General features: G+C 54.4%; 13 protein-coding genes and 1 pseudogene. 6 read left to right on the forward strand and 8 right to left on the reverse strand.

Going from position 1 to position 19180, the window contains the following annotated elements; translation table 11 throughout:
• Positions 1 to 145: 145 nt before the first annotated feature.
• The 3 genes from NDJ82_RS21805 (at position 146) to NDJ82_RS21815 (ending at position 4590) form a co-directional block, all read left to right on the forward strand.
• A complete protein-coding gene (locus tag NDJ82_RS21805; protein ID WP_203302881.1) occupies positions 146 to 874 on the forward strand; it encodes a metallophosphoesterase in 729 nt (242 codons plus the stop codon).
• Between the two features lie 638 nt (positions 875 to 1512).
• The gene (locus NDJ82_RS21810) at positions 1513 to 2163 is read left to right on the forward strand and encodes an HAD family hydrolase (RefSeq protein WP_250926267.1); all 651 of its coding nucleotides are present in this window, start codon (positions 1513 to 1515) and stop codon (positions 2161 to 2163) included.
• Positions 2164 to 2436: 273 nt separating this feature from the next.
• On the forward strand, positions 2437 to 4590 hold the full coding sequence (locus NDJ82_RS21815; protein ID WP_203302884.1) for an AAA family ATPase: 2154 nt from the start codon (positions 2437 to 2439) through the stop codon (positions 4588 to 4590).
• Positions 4591 to 6208: 1618 nt separating this feature from the next.
• Here NDJ82_RS21815 and NDJ82_RS21820 read toward each other — a convergent pair.
• Positions 6209 to 6400: pseudogene (locus tag NDJ82_RS21820) on the reverse strand (OST-HTH/LOTUS domain-containing protein); the annotation flags it as partial.
• Positions 6401 to 6579: 179 nt separating this feature from the next.
• On the opposite strand from NDJ82_RS21820, the gene NDJ82_RS21825 reads away from it, so the two are divergent.
• On the forward strand, positions 6580 to 7626 hold the full coding sequence (locus NDJ82_RS21825) for a DUF4238 domain-containing protein (protein WP_250926268.1): 1047 nt from the start codon (positions 6580 to 6582) through the stop codon (positions 7624 to 7626).
• A gap of 205 nt (positions 7627 to 7831) precedes the next feature.
• Here the strand turns inward: NDJ82_RS21825 and NDJ82_RS21830 are convergent, their stop codons facing one another.
• From NDJ82_RS21830 to NDJ82_RS21845, 4 genes are read right to left on the reverse strand one after another with little or no spacing between them, the layout of a single operon-like run.
• Complete coding sequence (locus NDJ82_RS21830) at positions 7832 to 9250, reverse strand: site-specific integrase (RefSeq protein WP_250926269.1); 1419 nt, start codon at positions 9248 to 9250, stop codon at positions 7832 to 7834.
• On the reverse strand, positions 9231 to 9845 hold the full coding sequence (locus NDJ82_RS21835) for a hypothetical protein (RefSeq protein ID WP_203302888.1): 615 nt from the start codon (positions 9843 to 9845) through the stop codon (positions 9231 to 9233). Before NDJ82_RS21835 ends, NDJ82_RS21830 begins: the two co-directional genes overlap by 20 nt.
• An 11-nt stretch (positions 9846 to 9856) precedes the next feature.
• Positions 9857 to 11983: an integrase gene (locus tag NDJ82_RS21840; protein ID WP_250926270.1), complete on the reverse strand. Its 2127-nt coding sequence runs from the start codon at positions 11981 to 11983 to the stop codon at positions 9857 to 9859.
• Complete coding sequence (locus NDJ82_RS21845) at positions 11967 to 14270, reverse strand: hypothetical protein (protein ID WP_203302890.1); 2304 nt, start codon at positions 14268 to 14270, stop codon at positions 11967 to 11969. Before NDJ82_RS21845 ends, NDJ82_RS21840 begins: the two co-directional genes overlap by 17 nt.
• An 83-nt stretch (positions 14271 to 14353) precedes the next feature.
• Between NDJ82_RS21845 and NDJ82_RS21850 the strand changes: the two genes are divergently transcribed.
• Entirely contained in the window at positions 14354 to 14647 is a 294-nt protein-coding gene (locus tag NDJ82_RS21850; protein WP_250926281.1) for a 50S ribosome-binding protein YggL, read from the forward strand.
• Positions 14648 to 14684: 37 nt separating this feature from the next.
• Here the strand turns inward: NDJ82_RS21850 and NDJ82_RS21855 are convergent, their stop codons facing one another.
• Complete coding sequence (locus NDJ82_RS21855) at positions 14685 to 15875, reverse strand: benzoate/H(+) symporter BenE family transporter (RefSeq protein ID WP_099582690.1); 1191 nt, start codon at positions 15873 to 15875, stop codon at positions 14685 to 14687.
• 226 nt (positions 15876 to 16101) lie between these two features.
• On the opposite strand from NDJ82_RS21855, the gene NDJ82_RS21860 reads away from it, so the two are divergent.
• Positions 16102 to 16866, forward strand: a complete 765-nt coding sequence (locus NDJ82_RS21860) for a GntR family transcriptional regulator (RefSeq protein WP_016973197.1) — start codon at positions 16102 to 16104, stop codon at positions 16864 to 16866.
• Positions 16867 to 16989: 123 nt separating this feature from the next.
• Here NDJ82_RS21860 and guaD read toward each other — a convergent pair whose 3' ends face one another.
• Together guaD and xdhC are read right to left on the reverse strand one after the other, a co-directional pair.
• Positions 16990 to 18294: a guanine deaminase gene (gene guaD, locus NDJ82_RS21865; RefSeq protein ID WP_191959122.1), complete on the reverse strand. Its 1305-nt coding sequence runs from the start codon at positions 18292 to 18294 to the stop codon at positions 16990 to 16992.
• A gap of 7 nt (positions 18295 to 18301) precedes the next feature.
• Positions 18302 to 19144 (reverse strand): xanthine dehydrogenase accessory protein XdhC, encoded by an 843-nt coding sequence (xdhC, locus tag NDJ82_RS21870; protein WP_099582688.1) that lies wholly within the window; start codon positions 19142 to 19144, stop codon positions 18302 to 18304.
• Positions 19145 to 19180: the final 36 nt, after the last annotated feature.

Here is a 19180-nt window from a genome sequence, read left to right on the forward strand (position 1 = left end):
AGGCCAGCCAAGGTATTTCACATGGACAGCTTCCACCGGGCTTCAATATAGCGATAAACCGTCAATTGGAAGGCCATGCACAGGCGTCTCTGCAGCCCCTGTGGTCGGCCAGGCATGCAGTCCCGGCTTAGGCAAAGGTTCCTGAATGAAGATTTTGATCTACTCGGATTTGCACAACGAGTTCGACCGCTTCACCCCGCCGAGTGTTGACGTAGATCTTGTGATTTTGGCAGGGGATATCGACCTGCTGAACCGAGGTGTGAAGTGGGCCAATGAGACGTTCAGCTGTGATGTGATTTATTGCAGCGGCAACCACGAGTTTTACAAAGGCCATCTCACCCGCACTCGCGAGAAAATGGAGGCAGCAGCGGCCTCGCATGTTCACCTCCTGGATAATCAAGTCTGGACGTCGAACAACGTTCGGCTTCTGGTCGCGACGTGTTGGACAGATTTCAGTGGTACTGGGGATGTGATGGCAGCCTCCAGTGCGTGTGTGCGAGGAATGAACGATTTTCGAATGATCCGTACGGGCAGTGAGTATCGGCGTATCCGGCCTGCGGATCTCATCGAAATGAATCGTGCTTCATACGAATTTCTCCGCGAGCAGCTCGCAACCCCCTTCGGCGGCCAAACCGTCGTCGTGACCCATCACTGCCCAATTCCTGAGGCTTCCGGGTCAGAGTACTCAGGGCACTTGAGTGCTGCCTATTTCAATCGTTGGCACACGCTCGTTGATCAGGCTGATGTCTGGATTTTTGGGCATACCCATCATGCGATCGATCGGTCTTTCGGGCGGTGCCGGCTGATCTCGAACCCACGTGGATACCCATTAGAAGAAACCGGGTTTAACCCGTGCAAAATTTTGGAGATTTGAAGTGTCGAAAGTTGCCAGGTGCTCGGTGAACGATGAGCCCCCCATACCTCTGAAAGTCTTAGCTGCGAAGCGTATCAAGTGGGGTGTGATCATCGATGCCTACTTGATCGATGTCGCGAGGGTAGGGGCACGCTACTCGGCCAAGGTTTTCTCGGATCGCTCGGGCCTCATTCAGGACGGAGAGACAGTCGCCACCCCGCCGGCTAAGACTGTCGATGAGCAGCAGGGCTTCGTGTTGCTCCAGAGCCTTTGTGGGCGTGATCATTACGTCGTCGTGAGTTGGCTCGAAGCCGATGAGGCTAGCACTCATCCCTGCCCCTGAAATGATCCGGATCATCGACCAGAGGAGGGGGTGGCCGGGGCCTGTGTGCTCTTGGATGAGGCAATCGCTTTCGCGCGGAGTCGGGCTCGTATGACAGCCAGTGGGCTGTCGATTCCTAGCTCTGGATTGTGTAAACCGGTTTTTTGATGTGTAAACCTACTTAGTTCACAGGTCAAAAAAATGGTTTACAGTCCAATTCTGGCGGGCTAAGTCTTGAGGAAAACGGGTGGCGGAACAGGCTCGGGCTCAGTTCCGTCTTACTACTACTTGATCTGAACAATGGCTTTTGAATAAGGCTGGACAGGAAGAAGGGCACATGATTTCAGCAGTCGTTTTCGATGCATACGGTACCGTTGTTCGCATCGGTCAACGCACCAACCCTTACGGCGCTTTGCTTAAAGAAGGCCGCCGACAGGGTTTGGCGCTAACATCCGACAGCACCCATTTCGTGATGACAGCGAACCTCAGTTTTGACCAGGTAGCTGATCATCTGGGGATCGAGCTTTCTTCTTCGAAGCGAGCGGAGATGAACGATGCGTTGGGCGAGGAACTGGCATCAATCGAGCCATACCCTGATGCCCTTGAGGTGATTGACCGACTGCAGGAAGCGGGGCTGCTCATTGGCATCTGTTCGAACCTAGCCCAGCCCTACGGCCCTGTTATCAGGAAAGCCTTCCCGCACGTGCAATGTCACGCTTTCAGTTACGAGCTTGGGGTCATGAAGCCTGACCCCAGAATCTACCTGCACATTTGCCGAGAGATGGGGGTGGACGCCCGCCATGCGGAGATTCAAAGAGCCCGAGAGAAAGCCCGAGTGGTGATGATTGGCGATTCCAGAAAATGCGACAGGGATGGCCCTAGAGCTGTGGGAATCGTGGGGCATCACTTGGATCGGTCAGGCCAGGGGCATATCAGCGACCTTTTGCAATTCGCCAACCTGGTCACCGACCACAATCGCGCCGATTGAGCAGTAACCACTGAATGATCAGAGCAAACCAGAGCTCAGCCCAGAACGCCCTCTGTTGATCATCCACGCAGCCGGCCCAGCTCTCCAACTGAACCACCCTGATCAGTCCTGCGAATGGACGCTGAGCCAGATCGGCATGAGCCTGCTGCCCCTGACACTTCCCCGATTCACACTAGCGACACGAATAGTTTTTTTTAGCGCGTGCTGGCCCTATGAAATCGCACGGTTTCTGCCTATCTTTGGGCTGGATCTGCCTCTGCCAGGGACTGTGCCATGCTCGAAAAAATCCTTCTCCGCAATGTTTCCAGCTATTCGCCTGACGCTGCCGTGTCCATTGCTCCGCTCAAGCGCGTGAGCCTGTTCTATGGCCAGAACGGTACAGGCAAAACCACCATTGGCAACTATCTCCAAGCCCCAAGCGAGGCCTGTTATAGCGTCTGCGGGGTGGAGCCGATCAAGGTCGGTCGCGAGGTGCTGGTCTACAACCATCATTTCATGGAGAAGAACTTCCAGGAAGCGGCTTCTCAGCCAGGGGTATTCACGCTCAATGAGGGAAACATTGAGGCCAAAGAGGCACTGGCGACGGCAGAGGCATCCATCGCTGAGCTTACGATCGCCCATGACGCTGAAATGGAGAAGGGAGTTAACAGCAAGAAGGTTCATGACGCTGCGTACGAGGTACTGTTGGAGAATGTGTGGAAGCCCAAGCGCGAGTTTGATGGTACTGCACTGGCCTATTGCTTCAAGTTGCTCAACACAAAGGAGCGATTGCTAGAGCACGTACGCAGTGTACCGCTGGCGGCCTCTTCCGAAACTGCCCAAGTGCTGTTGGCTGAGGCGGCTGCGCTAAAGGAGTTCAGCGATCAGGAACTGCCAGGTATCCCGCAGCTCGCGTTTCAAGCGCAAAGCCTGGAGGGGGATCCGATTCTGCAAGAGGTCATCACCGGGTCAGGTGACTCCTATCTTTCTGCGTTTATTCAGCAGCTGGGAAACTCGGACTGGGTCAAGCATGCCCTGCGTTACGAGACAGAAGCACACGACAAATGCCCGCTTTGCCAGCAAAACCTGCCACCGGATTTTTACGCTGAGGTTCGTAAAGTCTTCGACAAGACCTACGAGGAACGCCTGGATGTGCTGCGACAACTCGAAGGCCGGTACCGGAGCGGAGTCGAGCAGTTTCTACGTCGGTGCGAGGCTCCGGAGTATCAGCACCAAGCAATCAAGCTGCATGTCTCCAAGCTGCAAGCTGTGCTCCAAAATAACCTCCAAGCCTTGGCCGGGAAAATCGCCAGTCCTTCGCTAGTAACGACGTTGGAGTCCACCGTTCCTTTAACAGCTCAATTGAATTCTGTGATCGAGGCTGAGCAGCAGAAGATCGACGAGATCAACGGGAAGATAAAAAACCGTAAGCAGCATGAAGAGAGCATTAAGCAACGCTTCTGGAAATGGTACAGAGGTGCGTGCAACGCCTTTTTCGTGACATTCGACAAAGTTGAAAAGGCCCAAGGCCGCGTACGCCAAGCGGCCAAGGATGAAGTGCAGGCCCTCAGAAATCGTATTCAAGAGCAGCAGGGCATCGTCAGCACGTCCAGAGCGTCCATCACAAACATCGACCAAGCGGTCGAGAACATCAAATACTGGTTGCGGATGCTCGGACTGAAGGGTTTTACGCTGATCAGGGAGGAGGGGGCAGTACCCCAATACCGGCTAGAGCGTCCAGGTCAGACTGAGGGGGTGTTCAAGACCCTGAGTGAGGGCGAGAAAACACTGATCTCATTCCTCTACTTCCTTGAAGTCTGCAATGGCGAAATGGGTGCTGGAGGTGGGAGGCTCAAGAGTGACCGGATCATCGTCATCGACGATCCGATTTCGAGCCTTTCCCATAACTACGTGTACGACATAGCTTCCTTGATCAGGCGCCAGGTGTTGATGCCGAAGGAGCGCTTCAAGCAGGTGATTATACTCACGCACAACCTCTTCTTCTTCCATGAAATGGTGAAGCTGTTGAAGGAGGATGGGGAGAAGGCGTTTGCGCTGTTCCGTATTACCAAGTCTGAATACAGCTCGGTAGTGGCGATGGAGGAGCGGGAAATCCAGAATGACTACCAGGCGTGCTGGCAGACGATCAAGGACGCCTTGCAAGGCAGGACGTCCCCCAGCGTAATGCCGAACATGATGCGTAACATTTTGGAGTACTACTTCAGCTTCGTGCACCAGGCACCCACGCTGCGCCAGGCGCTGATGAAGCTGAGCGAGGACAAGCCGGAATTCACGGCCTTTTTTCGTTACATCAACCGCGAGTCCCATACTGATGCGGTCAACATCACAGACTTTGGAGAGATCGATCCTGCCACCTTCATCGATCGTTTCAAGGACGTGTTCGTCGAAACGAATTTCGAAGCTCATTTCGACAAGATGATGGCATGAGGTTGCCTGGAGGAGATGGTTTTTAGACGCCGGTATGGGGAAAGGTGGGAAGGCCACCAAAGTAAATGCGAGTCTTCTCAGGCCGGCCCTCCACTGATAGCATTACGCCTGCAGCTACCACCAAAGGACTCTCCTTCCTGCCTGGCACTCATCTGCTCGCTTTGCACGTGGCGTGTAAAGGCTATCAGCGGCCCGCTGAGATCAGATGGAGAATACGCCATGACCGATCATGGAAAAGTTGTACTGGTTCGCCAGTACAACCGTTTCCGGCTGGGGCAATGGGAGATCGTGTGCACGCACATGCGCTCCCTTCCGCGCCGTTAATTGAACGTACCTAGGTGGTAGCTGCATTCCTCCCTCAGACTGTTCCGTAATGTCGGATTTATTCGCCAATCGCGTAACGATATGATGCAGCAATCCCTGCTTCACCTGGTGCCCGTCAGGTCTTTGGTGCGTCGCTGATTAACCCCAAATTGTGGGGGAGCTACTGACCTTGTAATCGCCTACAAGGCGGCATTCCACGGACATCGCCAGACAAACTTACCTATTTGCGACATTAATTATCAATTTGCGACAACTTCGATACCCCCCCCTCTTGAAAATTTTTAAGCGAGACGGAGTTCTTATATTTGAGAGCAAATGAAAAGCTACGGTGTAAGCTTCACCACTAATGTCCGGACATAGCCTTGTGATTGCTCTTGCTTGCCGCTCTTGATCTTCGAAGGATTTTAGCCTGGATGGTATTGCCGGAAGGCAAGGCTGGGCTTCTAAGGAAGATCGTCTCTTCGGCCTTCAGGCCGCTGCTTTTCGCTTTGGCTTCAAACCTACTGCACGGTCTCCAAAATTTTGAGAGGGACAACTGCGCCTTCAAGCGTACCCGTGTCAGACAACACCTGTGGAGTCGATCGGCAAAGCCATCGGCTGCAGGGGGTAGCCTTTCCTCGGCTAGCCGATACATTGATGCTCGTATAGGCGGTCGGAGACTATCGAGCAGTGTTAGCCACTTCCAGCGCCTCTTCCAAGGCTTCTAGCGCGTCCGCCAAGCGTTGGTCTTCACGCGCGTCACCGGTGCTCGGTTTGTGAGTCTGGCAGTGGCGCAAGAGGGCCTCCAGATCATTTTGGTTCAAATCTAGTTGGATGAGCATGGGCGTGTTCGTTCTTGGGGTATGTGGGGGTGATCATGCCCCTTCCCGCTGATGGTCACGATGCGGTTGGCATAGAGGTTACCGTTGGATAGTGATGCAGAAAAGCAGGTCTGGACGCATGCGTGGGAGCTATACGGTGATTCGCTGGGCACAGTCTTGAGAGAGGCGCTGGCTGACTATAAGCGCGCAGCCGGCTTCGACGACCTCACCAGAGTCTACGAGAGCACAGCGGGCAGGGGCGCGCTACTGTCGTTGAAAAGAGAGCTGAGCTTGCGTTGGCCCCGGAACAATTTTGGTCAATCGGATTCATGCGTTGAACTGCGCTCCCGCCTTCGCTCGTATCTCTATGAGTACCTGCTTCGCAGGATCGTCCTTGAGCGGAAGGGCGCGCTCGTTCTTCGCGATGTTCTATTCGCAGGAGACTTGGGACTGTGAAGGTTTTTCAGGGCGGTCTGGTGTAGGGTGGGCTGGGCTCAATATTTGTTCTGCTGTTTGTGCCGCGCGTACATGGCAACACTGCCACTCGTCGTACCGCGTGCCTGAATTTCGAAGGCGTGCGGATAGCCCTTGATGAGATCGCTCAGCTTTTTGTAGCCGTGGGTGCGAGGATCAAACTCTGGTCGTAGCTTCGTGATATTTGCTCCCAGAGCGCCCAGGTGTGCCCATTTGTGGGTGGAGATCATTTGTACTCTTTTCGCCTGGTAGGCGTCAGAGCTCATTCAAACAGTTGTCGATGTGGTGCGGACGGGACGGTTTGGGCACTTATGATAAGTCCTACATGGCAGCATCGACCTTTAGGTAAGCCCCTGGCTTGCTTTACTTGAGCGGATCCCAAGGAGTAGTTATGGCAGGTGTCTATCAGCATTTCATACCGCGCTTTTTGCAGAAGGGATTCAGAATCCCTAGCAATGCTAAGGACGTTAGGAGCTGGATGTACGACAGGCGTCGAGAGGCCAGGCCGACCAATCTCAAGGCGATTGGGATGGAAGGGCATTTCTATGCGGTTGAGACCGAGCCAGACCTCGATGACAAAATCACCATTGCCGAAGAGAAGGTGTATGCCCCTTTGATCGATCGGCTTCGACGATGTCAGCTGGATGAGCAAGACATCAGCGGGATACCAGATCTACTAGCTCACTTTGAAATTCGCAGCCGACATGTTCGAAAGAACATCGAGTCGGCTGGTGATGCGTGCATCGGTTACATCCTCCAGCGCATGGCTGATCCGAAGGCGCTCTCTCAATTGCTCATGCCCCACCTCAACTTGGAGTCTCCAGCTTTCGTTCAAGCCATCGGAGAGGTGGCAAATGCTGATCAGGTCAAGCAGTTACTGGCTCAACGTGGGGATTTGCTAACGGGAGAGTTCTTCGAGCCATTTATTCAAATGGCAGCGGCTCAGATTGCGGCCCTTGGGCCAAGCAATAAAGACGTGATCGCGCGTGCGGTGAAGCAGAGTCACATCCGAGTGATGTCCGAATCGGTTTCTCCCGAAAAGCGAGCTGATCGCTTCAGGGCATTGAGCTACAGCGTAGAGACCTACACACCTGGTGATCTACCACTAGGCGACTCGATTGTGCTCTTTCATGTAAAGGGGAAGAGGGCATTCAGCCCGTTTCTCGACAAAGAGGATGAGCTGGTGCACGTAGTTCTTCCCCTGACACCCAGTTTGTTCCTCATAGGTACCACTGGCACTTATCAGGGCCCGCCCACTTATGACATGCCAAGAGAGATTGCTCGGTGCAGCATGGATTACTTCATCGCGAGTGAAGCCAAACCGCGCCTGGCTGACCTGAGGTATGAGATTGGCTCTAACGCTCAATGGGTCTCTGAAGCTGAGGTGGATGGCATCATGGAGGAGGTCATCCAGAAACTCATGCAGGGCGAGCGCTGAAGGCATTTTATCCGACAGGCCCTGTGTGGGCGTGCTCGGAGCGCTTTAGGTTGTGGCTCTGATAGATTGAACGACTGCTTCGCGCCAGATGCCCGCAGAGCGAATTACTCGCTTCCTGCGCTCTGGCTCGTTTCACATCCCGGAACCATGCAATCATGCGAGCACTCACGTTCGGAATACCTTCATTTGATTCCAAAGGTGAATGCTAAGCCGCTTGAAGATCGCGATCCATCGCAGCATCCAGGCGCTCATCACGCTCAATATATTGCTCTTTAGTGAGCTTGCCTTTTTTGAAGTCATCACGCAGGCGCTTCCTGCGTTTTTCATAGTTCTCATAGGTTCGGGCAGCTTCGGCGTTTTGAATGATCTGCTGGTACTTCGATTTCTGTTTGAACGCAAAATCGACGTAGTCCAACAAGCTCTCCAAGGTGGCGTGCCCGCTCTTTGTCATCGCCCGCTCCGCCAGCATTTTGTTGGTCATCAACGTCTGCCTGAACGAATCTGGACTCAGCGCCTGAGTTGCTGAAATTAGCTCGGCAACTATATTGGTGCAGAACAAGTGTCGGAACAGGTGAGCACAAGCCTGCTCATCTACTCCTGCTGCGCGCCTAATTTTCCAGAACTCCGTCGTAATGCTGTCGATACCTAAGGGGCGGCCCCCTCGCTCTGTCACAAACAAGTATCCGTGATCCGGGGAGTCCTTAAACTTCTTCATAATGGCCCGTCTGGGGCCGCGAATGTAGTCTATGAGCTCGTCGATCAGTGGCGGGCTCAGCTCCAGATCACGTGTAATCCCCAAGCCGCCGCGCTTAAGTGTATTGACCGTGAGCGTTGGCTTTTTCACTTTGCTGGCAGCAATGATGTCGGCCACCATCAAAGGCTGGGTTTCGGCTCGGCGAGTTCCCATTTCTTCAAACAGCGAGATCATCAAATGTCGGCGGGTGCTCAAGAAATCGGACGACGAGGTCGCGTCAATTGCATCCCTCAATTTCGCGATGGTGGCTTCACCGATCGGCTTGCGAGTTTTCTTCGCAGACGGTGTCCTGAACGACCTGTGATGGACGCTTGAGCGTTTCAATGCTTTACCATTTCTGTAGTAGATGCAATCTACCATAACAATCGAAATGGTACCGTTGACTCCCACGAAGTTATGTATTCCGTTCATTTCGGCGACATGAGCAAGGAAGTTTAAACAGCGCCTGCCGATGCCTGTGATTGTCCGCTCATTTCTCTTAAATTGTTTGGGTTTGTCGAGCTTTCTTTCTTGGCGAAGGACGTCAATGAAATTACAAAAGTCGTCGTCGGAAAAAGCGATGAAATTGATCTTATTATAGTAGCAAAATCTGATCAAATGACTGATCTGTCCAGCGTACTGCCCGAATGATCCACCTTTCGTGCCCTGCCTCGATGGGCCATTTCCGCCTCGGCCAGAGTGCATTCGAAGTTTTATCATGTAGGCATTTGCCTGCAAGCACGGTGAGCCATCAGGCCAGCACATGAATGGCATCATATTGCCGCTGATGGTGTGAAATTCCCCATCAGTCATGTAGTCGTACAGTCGAAGCTCCGGTATGGGCGTGAAAAGCTGACCTGACTCGGCGTATTTAACGACTTGTTTTTTCATTAGGCACCAGCTTCAGGTGTTTTTCAGTAGACAACAGGGCAATGTCATCGAAAGGAGCAGGGTTCATCCCTAGGATCCTAATCACTCGATCAATCGCATCTTTAATTCGCTTTTGTCGCAATCCGGTGCCTGGGGTGTCAGCGATAGTAATCAGGTCTCGCCGGTTAACCTCTAGTGCTTGTATGAGCACCATGTTTACTGCGTAGAGTTGCGATACCGAAGCCTTCAGCGATTCAACCTGCTGCTCCAGGGCGCTATTAGATCGCTTCTTCTGTTCTGGTGGATCTTCGCTCAGTGCGGTGATGGCTGCCTGGGCATAGGCTCGTAGTTTGTCCAGATAGATGAAGTCGCGGTCAGGGCCGTTTTTCGCCAGCTTTTTCTTCAGTGTATTCAGGCTTATCGGCTTAATGGCCACCTGTTCGTTTCGAATGCTGAGTTCGGCATCGAGCGCGCAGAGGCCACCTTGACTCTTCAGTGCATGAAGCACCTTTTCGTTTTCGGCGTAAGTTCCAGGCGCACGGCAAACATCTTCAAGCAGTCGGAAAATGTTCTCAATGGATTGATCTATTTGCTCGCGTTTAGTTAGTGTGCTCATTGGGATGCGCCTTATTGTTCTTCTGTTACGATGAAAAGAATCTTCATGGACTTGCCGTTTTCATCGTTGTAAAAATGCGGCTTGATCTGTACTTTGCCTTCTTCTTGCATTGCTTCTAGGTAGCTTTCGATTTGTTGCTCATCGACCAGCTTGAAGGACGTCGTACCAAATTTTTCAGCCAACAACTTCTTGAGGTTGTCGTAATTTTCCAGGCGATCTTGCTTAGCACGATCAGCAAAATACCGAGCACCAGCCCCTCGGATATCTTTGGGCTCCAGACACTCAGTCAAGTAATGCCATACGTGTTCAATATCACGATGCCCAAGCATCCAGCGTAGCGTGTCCAGCTCTCCGTAACTATTGGTGTAGAAAAACATAATGGCGAAGAAACGCCGCATTTGATGCTGGCGGACGTAATAACGCTCACCGTTGTCATTCAAATCACTTTCGAAGTAGTCGCAGGCGAAGTCAAGGTGGCGGTTGTAGAGATGTAGCGTACAATCTCGCAGGCCGTCATAACCCTGTGATGACGGAGTGGCAAACAAATCGGTCAGCTCATCAATTACACCCGCTGCCTTCAATTGGTTTTGAAAGCGCTGGAGCTCTTCGATCATCTCGACCGCAATCGCGTCGATGGGGCGAGACTCGCGCTGGCGTAAGCCCAGCGCTTTGCGCGTCGATTTGGCCAGTTTAAAAATAAGCCATGACTTGCTCTCGTCTAGGCACTTCTTTACGTTGAGCGTTACCAGTTCATCGACGCGTCGGGCCATAAGCATGCCGACCGTCATTTGAATGCTTCCCAGATAAACGTACACCAATTCGAGTAAGCCGTGATTTGCTCTCAAATCAGTAAAGTATTTCTCAGGCGTACCTTTTCGACGCCTTGTAATCTGGCGCCCATTTCCTCTGTCACCTTTGTGCTCCTTATTGTCGAAGCTGTTGTGGCTGGAAAGTCCAAGTTTTTTTACCCCCAAGTTTACAAGCTCTGGCCCAATAGTCCTCAGAAAATCCTCTTCTGTGATATGAATCATTGGGATGCCTTGAGCACGGCAATAGCTTGCTACGTTGACAAATCCATCTAAAACTTTTCTGCCATGCTCTACATGGAATTCCATGCTTTTGCGGAAAAGCTTCATCAGGTTTGCTGATGGAACGCTTCTGAAGCGAGAGGGTTCGTTGACCTTAGGAATATAGTCGATAATTTCTTCAGTGTCCGAAGGGTAGGGCAGTCCGAGCGCTTTCAGCGCTGCGCTATTTACAATGGTGTAGCGAAAATAGTAGTACAGGCTCTGTTGTAGAGCTTCAGAATTCCCGGTCGTTACACTAACACCGGGATACTCCCGTAAGTACCTTTGGTCTTCTGGGTGAAATGTAAGGGCATTAAGTGCTGTTTTTGGGGTGCCCCAGCCACGAATCGTGTCGGGGTAGAGGATTTTTGAAAGCGATTTGGTACTGACTCTCCAGCCAAGGTGGCTCGAACCGTAATAGACGCCAGCTTTCATCAGGGCTGCCCTAACTCTTGGAATGTCAGAAACTGCGATGTCGAGCTTCAAGTCCTCCAGTTCATCGTCGCTGACTTCCTTCATCGTCGGATACTTGGCAAAAATCTCTTCTTCTTCCGATTGGGTAAGCTCGCTTAGCGCCTTTGCACAGAATGCGGAAACGCGAGTGTGCCATTGGTAAACTGAATCCGCGAAACGAGGCGTAGATGCCAGCTGGTTGAGAATACCTTTAAGGTCGTCACCGTTTAGAGCCCCAAGACCGAAAGGGATCAGTTGGAATCCCTTGGCGTGGATTAATAGGTAGTCAACGACCCTCAGCGCGTTCATAACGCGCATGTTCTGAGAGACCAGCGCAAGGGTCGAAAATTCCTCGTTGACTCCATTGGCGCCGATGATCAGCAGATGCTTCAGCGAGCGCAAAAGCTCGTCATGATGCTCATCTGTCAGCAGGCTGCCGTCCCAGAGCTGAACCCCCCAATCCAGTTCGAAAGGCTCATTTTGGGAGGTTTTGACTCGCCAGACATTCGTCGCAAACTCGGCGAACAGCCAAGGGGCGGTCGTGTGTGGCGCCGAGTTGGTTTCTCCGAATGTGTCGAGGAACGCATAGCCGCGCTTACGCTTAGCGACCTGAGACATAGATCAGCCCCTCCATTTTCTTTGCATCCACTAATTCGAGTGCGGCCTTCAGGTAGTTTTTCAGCACCCCCTTAGTGCCGCTGGTGATTTCTGTTCGAACCGTTTCCGCAATAGATGCCCAGAATTCTGCCTTGCCGCAGACCCTGATCCGGTCGGTGGAAGCTTTCACTGCCGCTTCAAGTGACAGAAGCGATGCCAGGAACGGTACGCCAATCGAGAGGATCGCCTCCGTGCGCTCGACTTCTTGGCGCTGTGCCTTGCGCTCCGGATCCGACGCCTCAGGCGGGATTTCCTGAATACGGTGCTTTTCCAGAAAGCTATCTAGCTCGTCCATAGTGTTGAATTGGGTCACCCTGAAGAGGTAAGGGCTATCTTTCATAGCCTCACACACCATTGCTTTCTGAAATATCCTGATCCAACGGGCCTTGATGAACGCCAAAAGAGCGTCCGGGAGATAGTGGCTCAGCAAGTCGGCATAGTAGTTCTCATGCCCAAGTGCTTTGGACATCTCTTCAGAGCTTTTACTTTGAATGAAAATCTCGACTGCCCTGGATGCGCGCACCGTCGTTAAGCGAATGCGCTGAAAGAATCCGAGAAGCTCGGCGTCTGTCAGATCGCAATGGGGTCTGAACTGTTCAAGCAGTCGGTCGCGCAACCCACTGTCATTTTCGAACGAAGATTTTTTCCATGCTGTTGTTTTGGCCAGTCGGAAGGATGTGCACGACTGGCCTGATGTCAGGAACAGATAACGATAGGTGTCGTTTCGCTCAGACCGCAGTTTGCGTCGGCCAATGCTGGTGATATCAATGAGGTCTTTGACAACGCTGAAGGAGATGTCATTGAGATCGATCACTTGCTCGCGCGTATCTGGCTGTTTTCGTGATTTGTAGCCGGTCAGTTGCCTGGCCGCTTCATTGAAGCCAGTCAGGGCATCATGCTCGTCGTAGAGTTCGAAACTCCTCAGGAACTCAGTCGTGATTTTTGGGTGTTCAAGCACAAGTAAACATTGGAATGGAAAAAGGCTGCCGGCGACTGGGAAACCGAATGTGTGGGCTAACTGCGCAGCACTGCATTCTTCGCCGGTAATGTATGTGTAGACTTTGCAAAGAAAGCTCAGAGGCACACTGTTGTCCATTGACTCAAGCGTGGCACAAATGTCTGCCAGAGAATAGTTTCTGTAGGTCTTCTTGCCGTGCTCAAGGATTTTGGTTCCTTCCTTGGCTAATGAAACTCTGCGATTGTATCGAGATTTCAAATCTTCAGCTTGCGCGGTTGCCCATCGGCGTACAATTGATACGTCATGTTTGATGTGGAAAAACAGGATCTCGACTGCTTCAACATCAGTTACATGTAATGGAATGCTCGTGAGCAGCTTGTCTTGTACCAGCAGACCGTCTTCTGTTTCATTGATTTTAGTTTGCGAGGGGTGTTTGGTGGCCGGAGGCGGGCGCTTAATCGGAGATGACAATTTCGCCCAGACATCAGTTTTGCACAGGTTGGCTTCAAGGTTATTCAGGAAGCGGTTGTAATTTTTTATGTGCGTTTCCGCATCGAGGTCAGCAGCCTCGCAGTATTCGAAATGTGCCCTTCCAAAAGCTTGCATAAATTGCTTAATGCCAGCTTCTGTTTTGAATGTGCTAGCAGGCCAGTGATGAGCGTTTTCCCCCATGTAATCGAACATGTGGTTCCATTCGATTCGGAATAGGTCAGGACGATTCCGGTAATGCTTCTCCAACTCAGTGAAGATATCCTGAACGAAGTCTTGTCCGTAAGTAGTTACCAACTGAGCCAGGCGAATATGAGCCGAGCTGTAGTCAGGACGGTGAATGCTCCATCCCTTCCAGTACCAAACTTGGAAATCGTTGGCCGCCTCTAGGATCGAAGCGCAAATAGCAGCATCAGCCTCGAACTGCGTGAAGTCCCACTCCAAGGGGTGAAGGTCAGGCTGGGTGTCCCGGGCCGTGATGAGGCATTGGTATAGAAGGCGGCAGAATTTCAACCGTTCCTTTTCAGCAATATCAGTCAGGCTTCTGCCCGCCATCGCCACCGTGAAACCTTCAAGGATGCACTGGATCTCTGGTGTCTTGAGCGTCTCCATCGTGATCCGCTGGCCTGTGAGGTCGCAGTAGACTTCGAGCATCTTAAGCGGTCGGTTGATGAGGTAGCTCTTGAGGTTCAGCGCCTTGCGCAGCGTCTCGGCTGCCTGCTCGACGAGATTCCTCACGTCTTCATGGATAGCCTTGAAGGGGTGGGAGGTGATTGCGGAGAGGTTTTTGACAATTGTCATTTTTTACATCGCTGGTAAACTGGTCTGGAAGGCCTTTGATTTGGCCATTACAGCGATAATGACATGCATCGCTAAGTAGTCAAATTCAAGAGCTGGGTTTCGAACTGAACCTGGACTTCAACGAAGGCCTGAGTGAAGAAGCTATCGACGCTTTCCTCGAAGCATTCATCAAAGAAGCCATGGAAGCCAACGGTCTGGGCTATGTCGGCGGCGATGACTTCGGTCTGGTTTGCCTGCAGAAGCGTGGCTCGGTCTCCGAAGAGCAGCGCGCTGCCGTCGAAGCCTGGCTGAAAACCCGTTCCGAGCTGACCAAGGCTGAAGTCAGCCCGTTGCTGGACGTGTGGTATCCGGAAAAGCCGATCAACGCGGCTAAGTGATACTGAAAAAAACGGCGACCTGAGGGTCGCCTTTTTTTTATGCCTTGCGCCAGTTCAGAATCAGCAGCGTCAACACCCCCGCCACAATTCCCCAGAACGCCGACCCGATGGAAAACAACGTCAAGCCTGACGCGGTGACCATAAAGGTGATCAGCGCCGCTTCCCGTTCCTTCGGCTCATTCATGGCGATACTCAAGCCATTGATGATCGAGCCAAACAATGCCAAGGCCGCAATCGACAGCACCAGTTCCTTGGGCAGTGCTGCGAACAATGCCGCCAATGTGGCGCCGAACACGCCTGCAATCCCGTAGAAAACCCCGCACCACACCGCTGCGGTGTAGCGTTTATTGCGGTCTTCATGGGCATGGGGGCCGGTGCAGATGGCGGCGCTGATCGCCGCCAGGTTGATGCCGTGGGAGCCGAACGGTGCCAGCACCAGCGAGGCCAGGCCGGTGGCCGTGATCAGTGGCGAGGCGGGCACGTTGTAGCCGTCGGCGCGCAGTACCGCGACGCCGGGCATGTTCTGCGAGGTCATCGCTACCACGAACAGCGGAATGCCGATGCTGATCGTCGCCGCCAACGAGAAGTGCGGCGTGGTCCAGACCGGCGTCGCCACTTCCAGGTGGAAGCCGCTGAAATCCAGCAAGCCCATCAGCCCCGAGAGCGCGGTGCCGATCACCAGCGCGGCCAGCACCGCATACCGTGGCGAAAGGCGTTTGATGATCAGGTAGGTGAAGAACATCCCCAGCACCAGGCCGGTGCGATGCTGCGCCGCGACGAAAATCTCGCTGCCGATCTTGAACAGGATCCCCGCCAGCAAGGCTGCCGCCAGTGAAGCCGGAATGCGCTTGACCAGCTTTTCAAAGCTGCCGGTCAACCCGCAGAGGGTCACCAGCACCGCGCAGGTGATGTAGGCACCGATGGCCTCGCCATAACTCACGCCGCCCAGGCTGGTGATCAATAACGCCGCGCCCGGTGTGGACCAGGCAATGGTGATCGGGGTGCGGTAGCGCAGGGACAGGCCGATGCTGCATACCGCCATGCCGATGGAGATTGCCCAGATCCACGAGGAAATCTGTGCGGTGGTCAAGCCGGCAGCCTGGCCGGCCTGGAACATCAGCACCAATGAGCTGGTGTAGCCGGTCATCATCGCGATAAAGCCTGCGACAATGGCCGAGGGAGAAGTGTCGGCCAGTGGGCGCAAAGGCGCTTGGGTGGCGTCGGTCATGGAGAGGTGTTCCTTTTACCTGGGTGTTTGCCGGTGAAGGCGCAGATTCAAGCCTAAACTCAAACGTAACGACTCATTGCAATACAGCCGCCGGCGCAAACAGCCGTACAGTGTGTTGGCGCATTCGGTTGTGTACAATGTGCCCTGTTTTTAGGTGATACTTGCCAGCGACCGTCGCTTGCCGTATTACCGTTAATTCGCCGCCGTTCTCCAAACCCGAGTGCCCATGAACGAACAGTTGCAACCTCTCAAGAAACAACCGCGAGCCGGCAAGGCCGGTCGCAGCGGAACCCAGGACGATATTGTCTACGCGCATATCTTCGAGGCCATCCTCGAACAACGCCTGGCGCCCGGCACCAAATTGAGCGAAGAGGCACTGGGCGAAATCTTCGGCGTCAGCCGCACCATCATTCGTCGCGCCCTGTCGCGCCTGGCCCATGAAGGCGTGGTGCTGCTGCGGCCCAATCGCGGTGCGGTGGTGGCGAGTCCAAGCGTCGAGGAAGCACGCCAGGTATTCCTCGCCCGGCGCCTGGTGGAGCGGGCGATCACGGAGTTGGCGGTACAGCATGCGACCGCCGAACAACTGGCCGAGCTGCGCCAGATGGTCAACGACGAGCGCGACAGTTTCTCCCGTGGTGATCGCGGTGCGGGTATCCGCCTTTCCGGCGAATTCCACCTCAAGCTGGCTGAAGCGGCGAAGAACGCGCCGCTGATCAGCTTCCAGCGCAGCCTGGTGTCCCAGACTTCATTGATCATCGCCCAGTACGAAAGCGGCAATCGCTCGCACTGCTCCTACGATGAGCACACCCAGTTGATCGACGCGATTGAAGCGCGTGACGCGACACTGGCGGTGAATTTGATGATGCACCACATGGATCACATCGACAGCAAGCTCAACCTCGATGAGGAAAGCGCGTCGGATGATTTGCATGCGGTGTTTTCTCACCTGCTACAGACCAAGAAGCCGGGGCGCTCCTCTATAAAGTTGTAAACCCAATCAAATGTGGGAGGGGGCTTGCCCCCGATAGCGGTGGATCAGTCAGCCTATGTGTAGCTGACCCACTGCAATCGGGGGCAAGCCCCCTCCCACATTGGTTTTGTGTTGTGGCTGAGATCAGCGTTGGTGTACGAGCTGCCCAGCCGCATACGTCTGCAACACCGTCCGATCATCCCCCAGCGTCATCAGCACAAACAACCTCTCGGCGATGTCGTTCGCCTGTTTCAAGCGATAGCTGAGCAGCGGCGTGGCGTTGTAGTCCAGCACCAAAAAGTCCGCATCCGTACCCGGCTGCAACGTACCGATCTTGTCCTCCAGGCGCAGCGCCCGCGCACCACCCAGCGTCGCCAGGTACAGCGACTTGAACGGGCTCAACCGCGCGCCCTGCAACTGCATGACCTTGTACGCTTCGTTCAAGGTTTGCAGCAGCGAGAAACTGGTGCCGCCGCCCACGTCCGTACCCAAGCCCACATTCAGTTTGTGCTTCTCAGCCATCGGCAGGTTGAACAGCCCGCTGCCGAGGAAGAGGTTCGACGTCGGGCAGAACGCTACCGCCGAGCCGGTCTGCGCCAATCGTGCGCACTCGTCATCACACAGGTGCACGCCATGGGCAAACACCGAGCGCTCGCCCAGTAATTTGTAGTGGTCGTACACATCCAGATAGCCGTTGCGTTCCGGGAACAGCTCGTTAACCCACTCGACCTCCTGCTTGTTCTCACTGATGTGCGTCTGCATGTACAGGTCCGGGTACTCGCCCAGCAGTTGCCCGGCCAACGCCAGTTGTTCCGGCGTACTGGTCGGCGCAAAGCGCGGCGTGACGGCATAGTGCAGGCGACCCTTGCCGTGCCAGCGCTCGATCAGCGCCTTGCTTTCCTGGTAGCTGGTTTCGGCGGTGTCGGTGAGGTAGTCCGGCGCGTTGCGGTCCATCATCACTTTGCCGGCAATCATGCGCAGGTCGAGTTTCTCGGCCGCCTCGAAGAACGAGTTCACCGACTGCGGATGCACGCTGCCGAACACCAACGCGGTGGTGGTGCCGTTGCGCAGCAGTTCCTTGATGAAAATATCCGCGACTTCATCGGCGTGGGCCTTGTCGGCGAACTGGCTTTCACACGGAAAGGTGTAGGTGTTGAGCCAGTCCAGCAGTTGCTCGCCATAGGCGCCGACCATGCCGGTTTGCGGCAGGTGGATATGGGTGTCGATCAGGCCGGGAGTGATCAGCGCGTCCTGGTAATGGGTGACTTCAATATCGGCCGCCAAGGTCGGCAGTAGGTCGCTAGCATGGCCGACGGCGCTTATCTGGCCGTTGTCGATTACCAGCAGGCCGTCTTCAAAATACTCGTAGGACGCTTCGATCCCAACGATGGCGGGGTCGGCGATGCTGTGCAGGATGGCGGCGCGGTAGGCTTTGCGAGTCAAAGGCATGGTGATCTCAATTTGTGGCTTGGCTGCGGCGTGACACCGGCAGCAGTTTGGCAATCGGTTCGGCGCTCGCAGTGTGCTGGCCGAAATTGGCGTTATAGGTGGCGATGATTTCGCCGGCGATGGAGATGGCGATTTCCACCGGTAATTTGCCCTTCACCTCGGTGAGGCCCATAGGGCAGCGCATGCGTTGCAACTGCGCGGCATCGAAGCCACGGTCACGCAGGCGGTGTTCGAACTTGACGCGTTTGGTCTTGGAGCCGATCAGGCCGAAGTAGGTGAAGTCGTTGCGCTTGAGCAGAGCGGCGGTGAGTTCCAGGTCCAGCGCGTGATTGTGGGTCATGACGATGCAGTAACTGCCCACGGGCAAGTCGGCAATTTCGTCGACCGGTTCTTCGCTGACGATTTTACGCACGCCCTGGGGGATATGTTCCGGGAACTCCTGATCACGGGAATCGATCCAGCGCACGCGGCACGGCAGGCTCGCCAGCAGTGGCACCAGTGCGCGGCCGACGTGGCCGGCGCCAAATACCGCAATCTGTGCCTGCACCTGGCCCATGGGTTCGAACAGCAGCACGGTCACGCCGCCGCAGCACTGGCCCAGGCTGGCGCCGAGGCTGAAGCGCTCCAGATGGGTGCTCTGCTGGCCGCGCACGAGCATGTCCCGGGCGATTTGCATCGCTTTGTATTCCAGATGCCCGCCACCAATGGTGTCGAAGGTCTGCGCGGCGCTGATCACCATCTTCGAACCGGCATTGCGCGGCGTGGAGCCGAGCTCTTCGATGATGGTCACCAGTACGCAGGGTTCGCCCTGGTTTTGCAGGTCGGCGAGGGCGCTGATCCAGTTGTTCATAGTCACCTCTTGTGGTGTCTGTCAGGCCGCTATCGG

The organism is Pseudomonas sp. SR18 (genome assembly GCF_023701505.1).
GTDB lineage: Bacteria > Pseudomonadota > Gammaproteobacteria > Pseudomonadales > Pseudomonadaceae > Aquipseudomonas > Aquipseudomonas cyclaminis.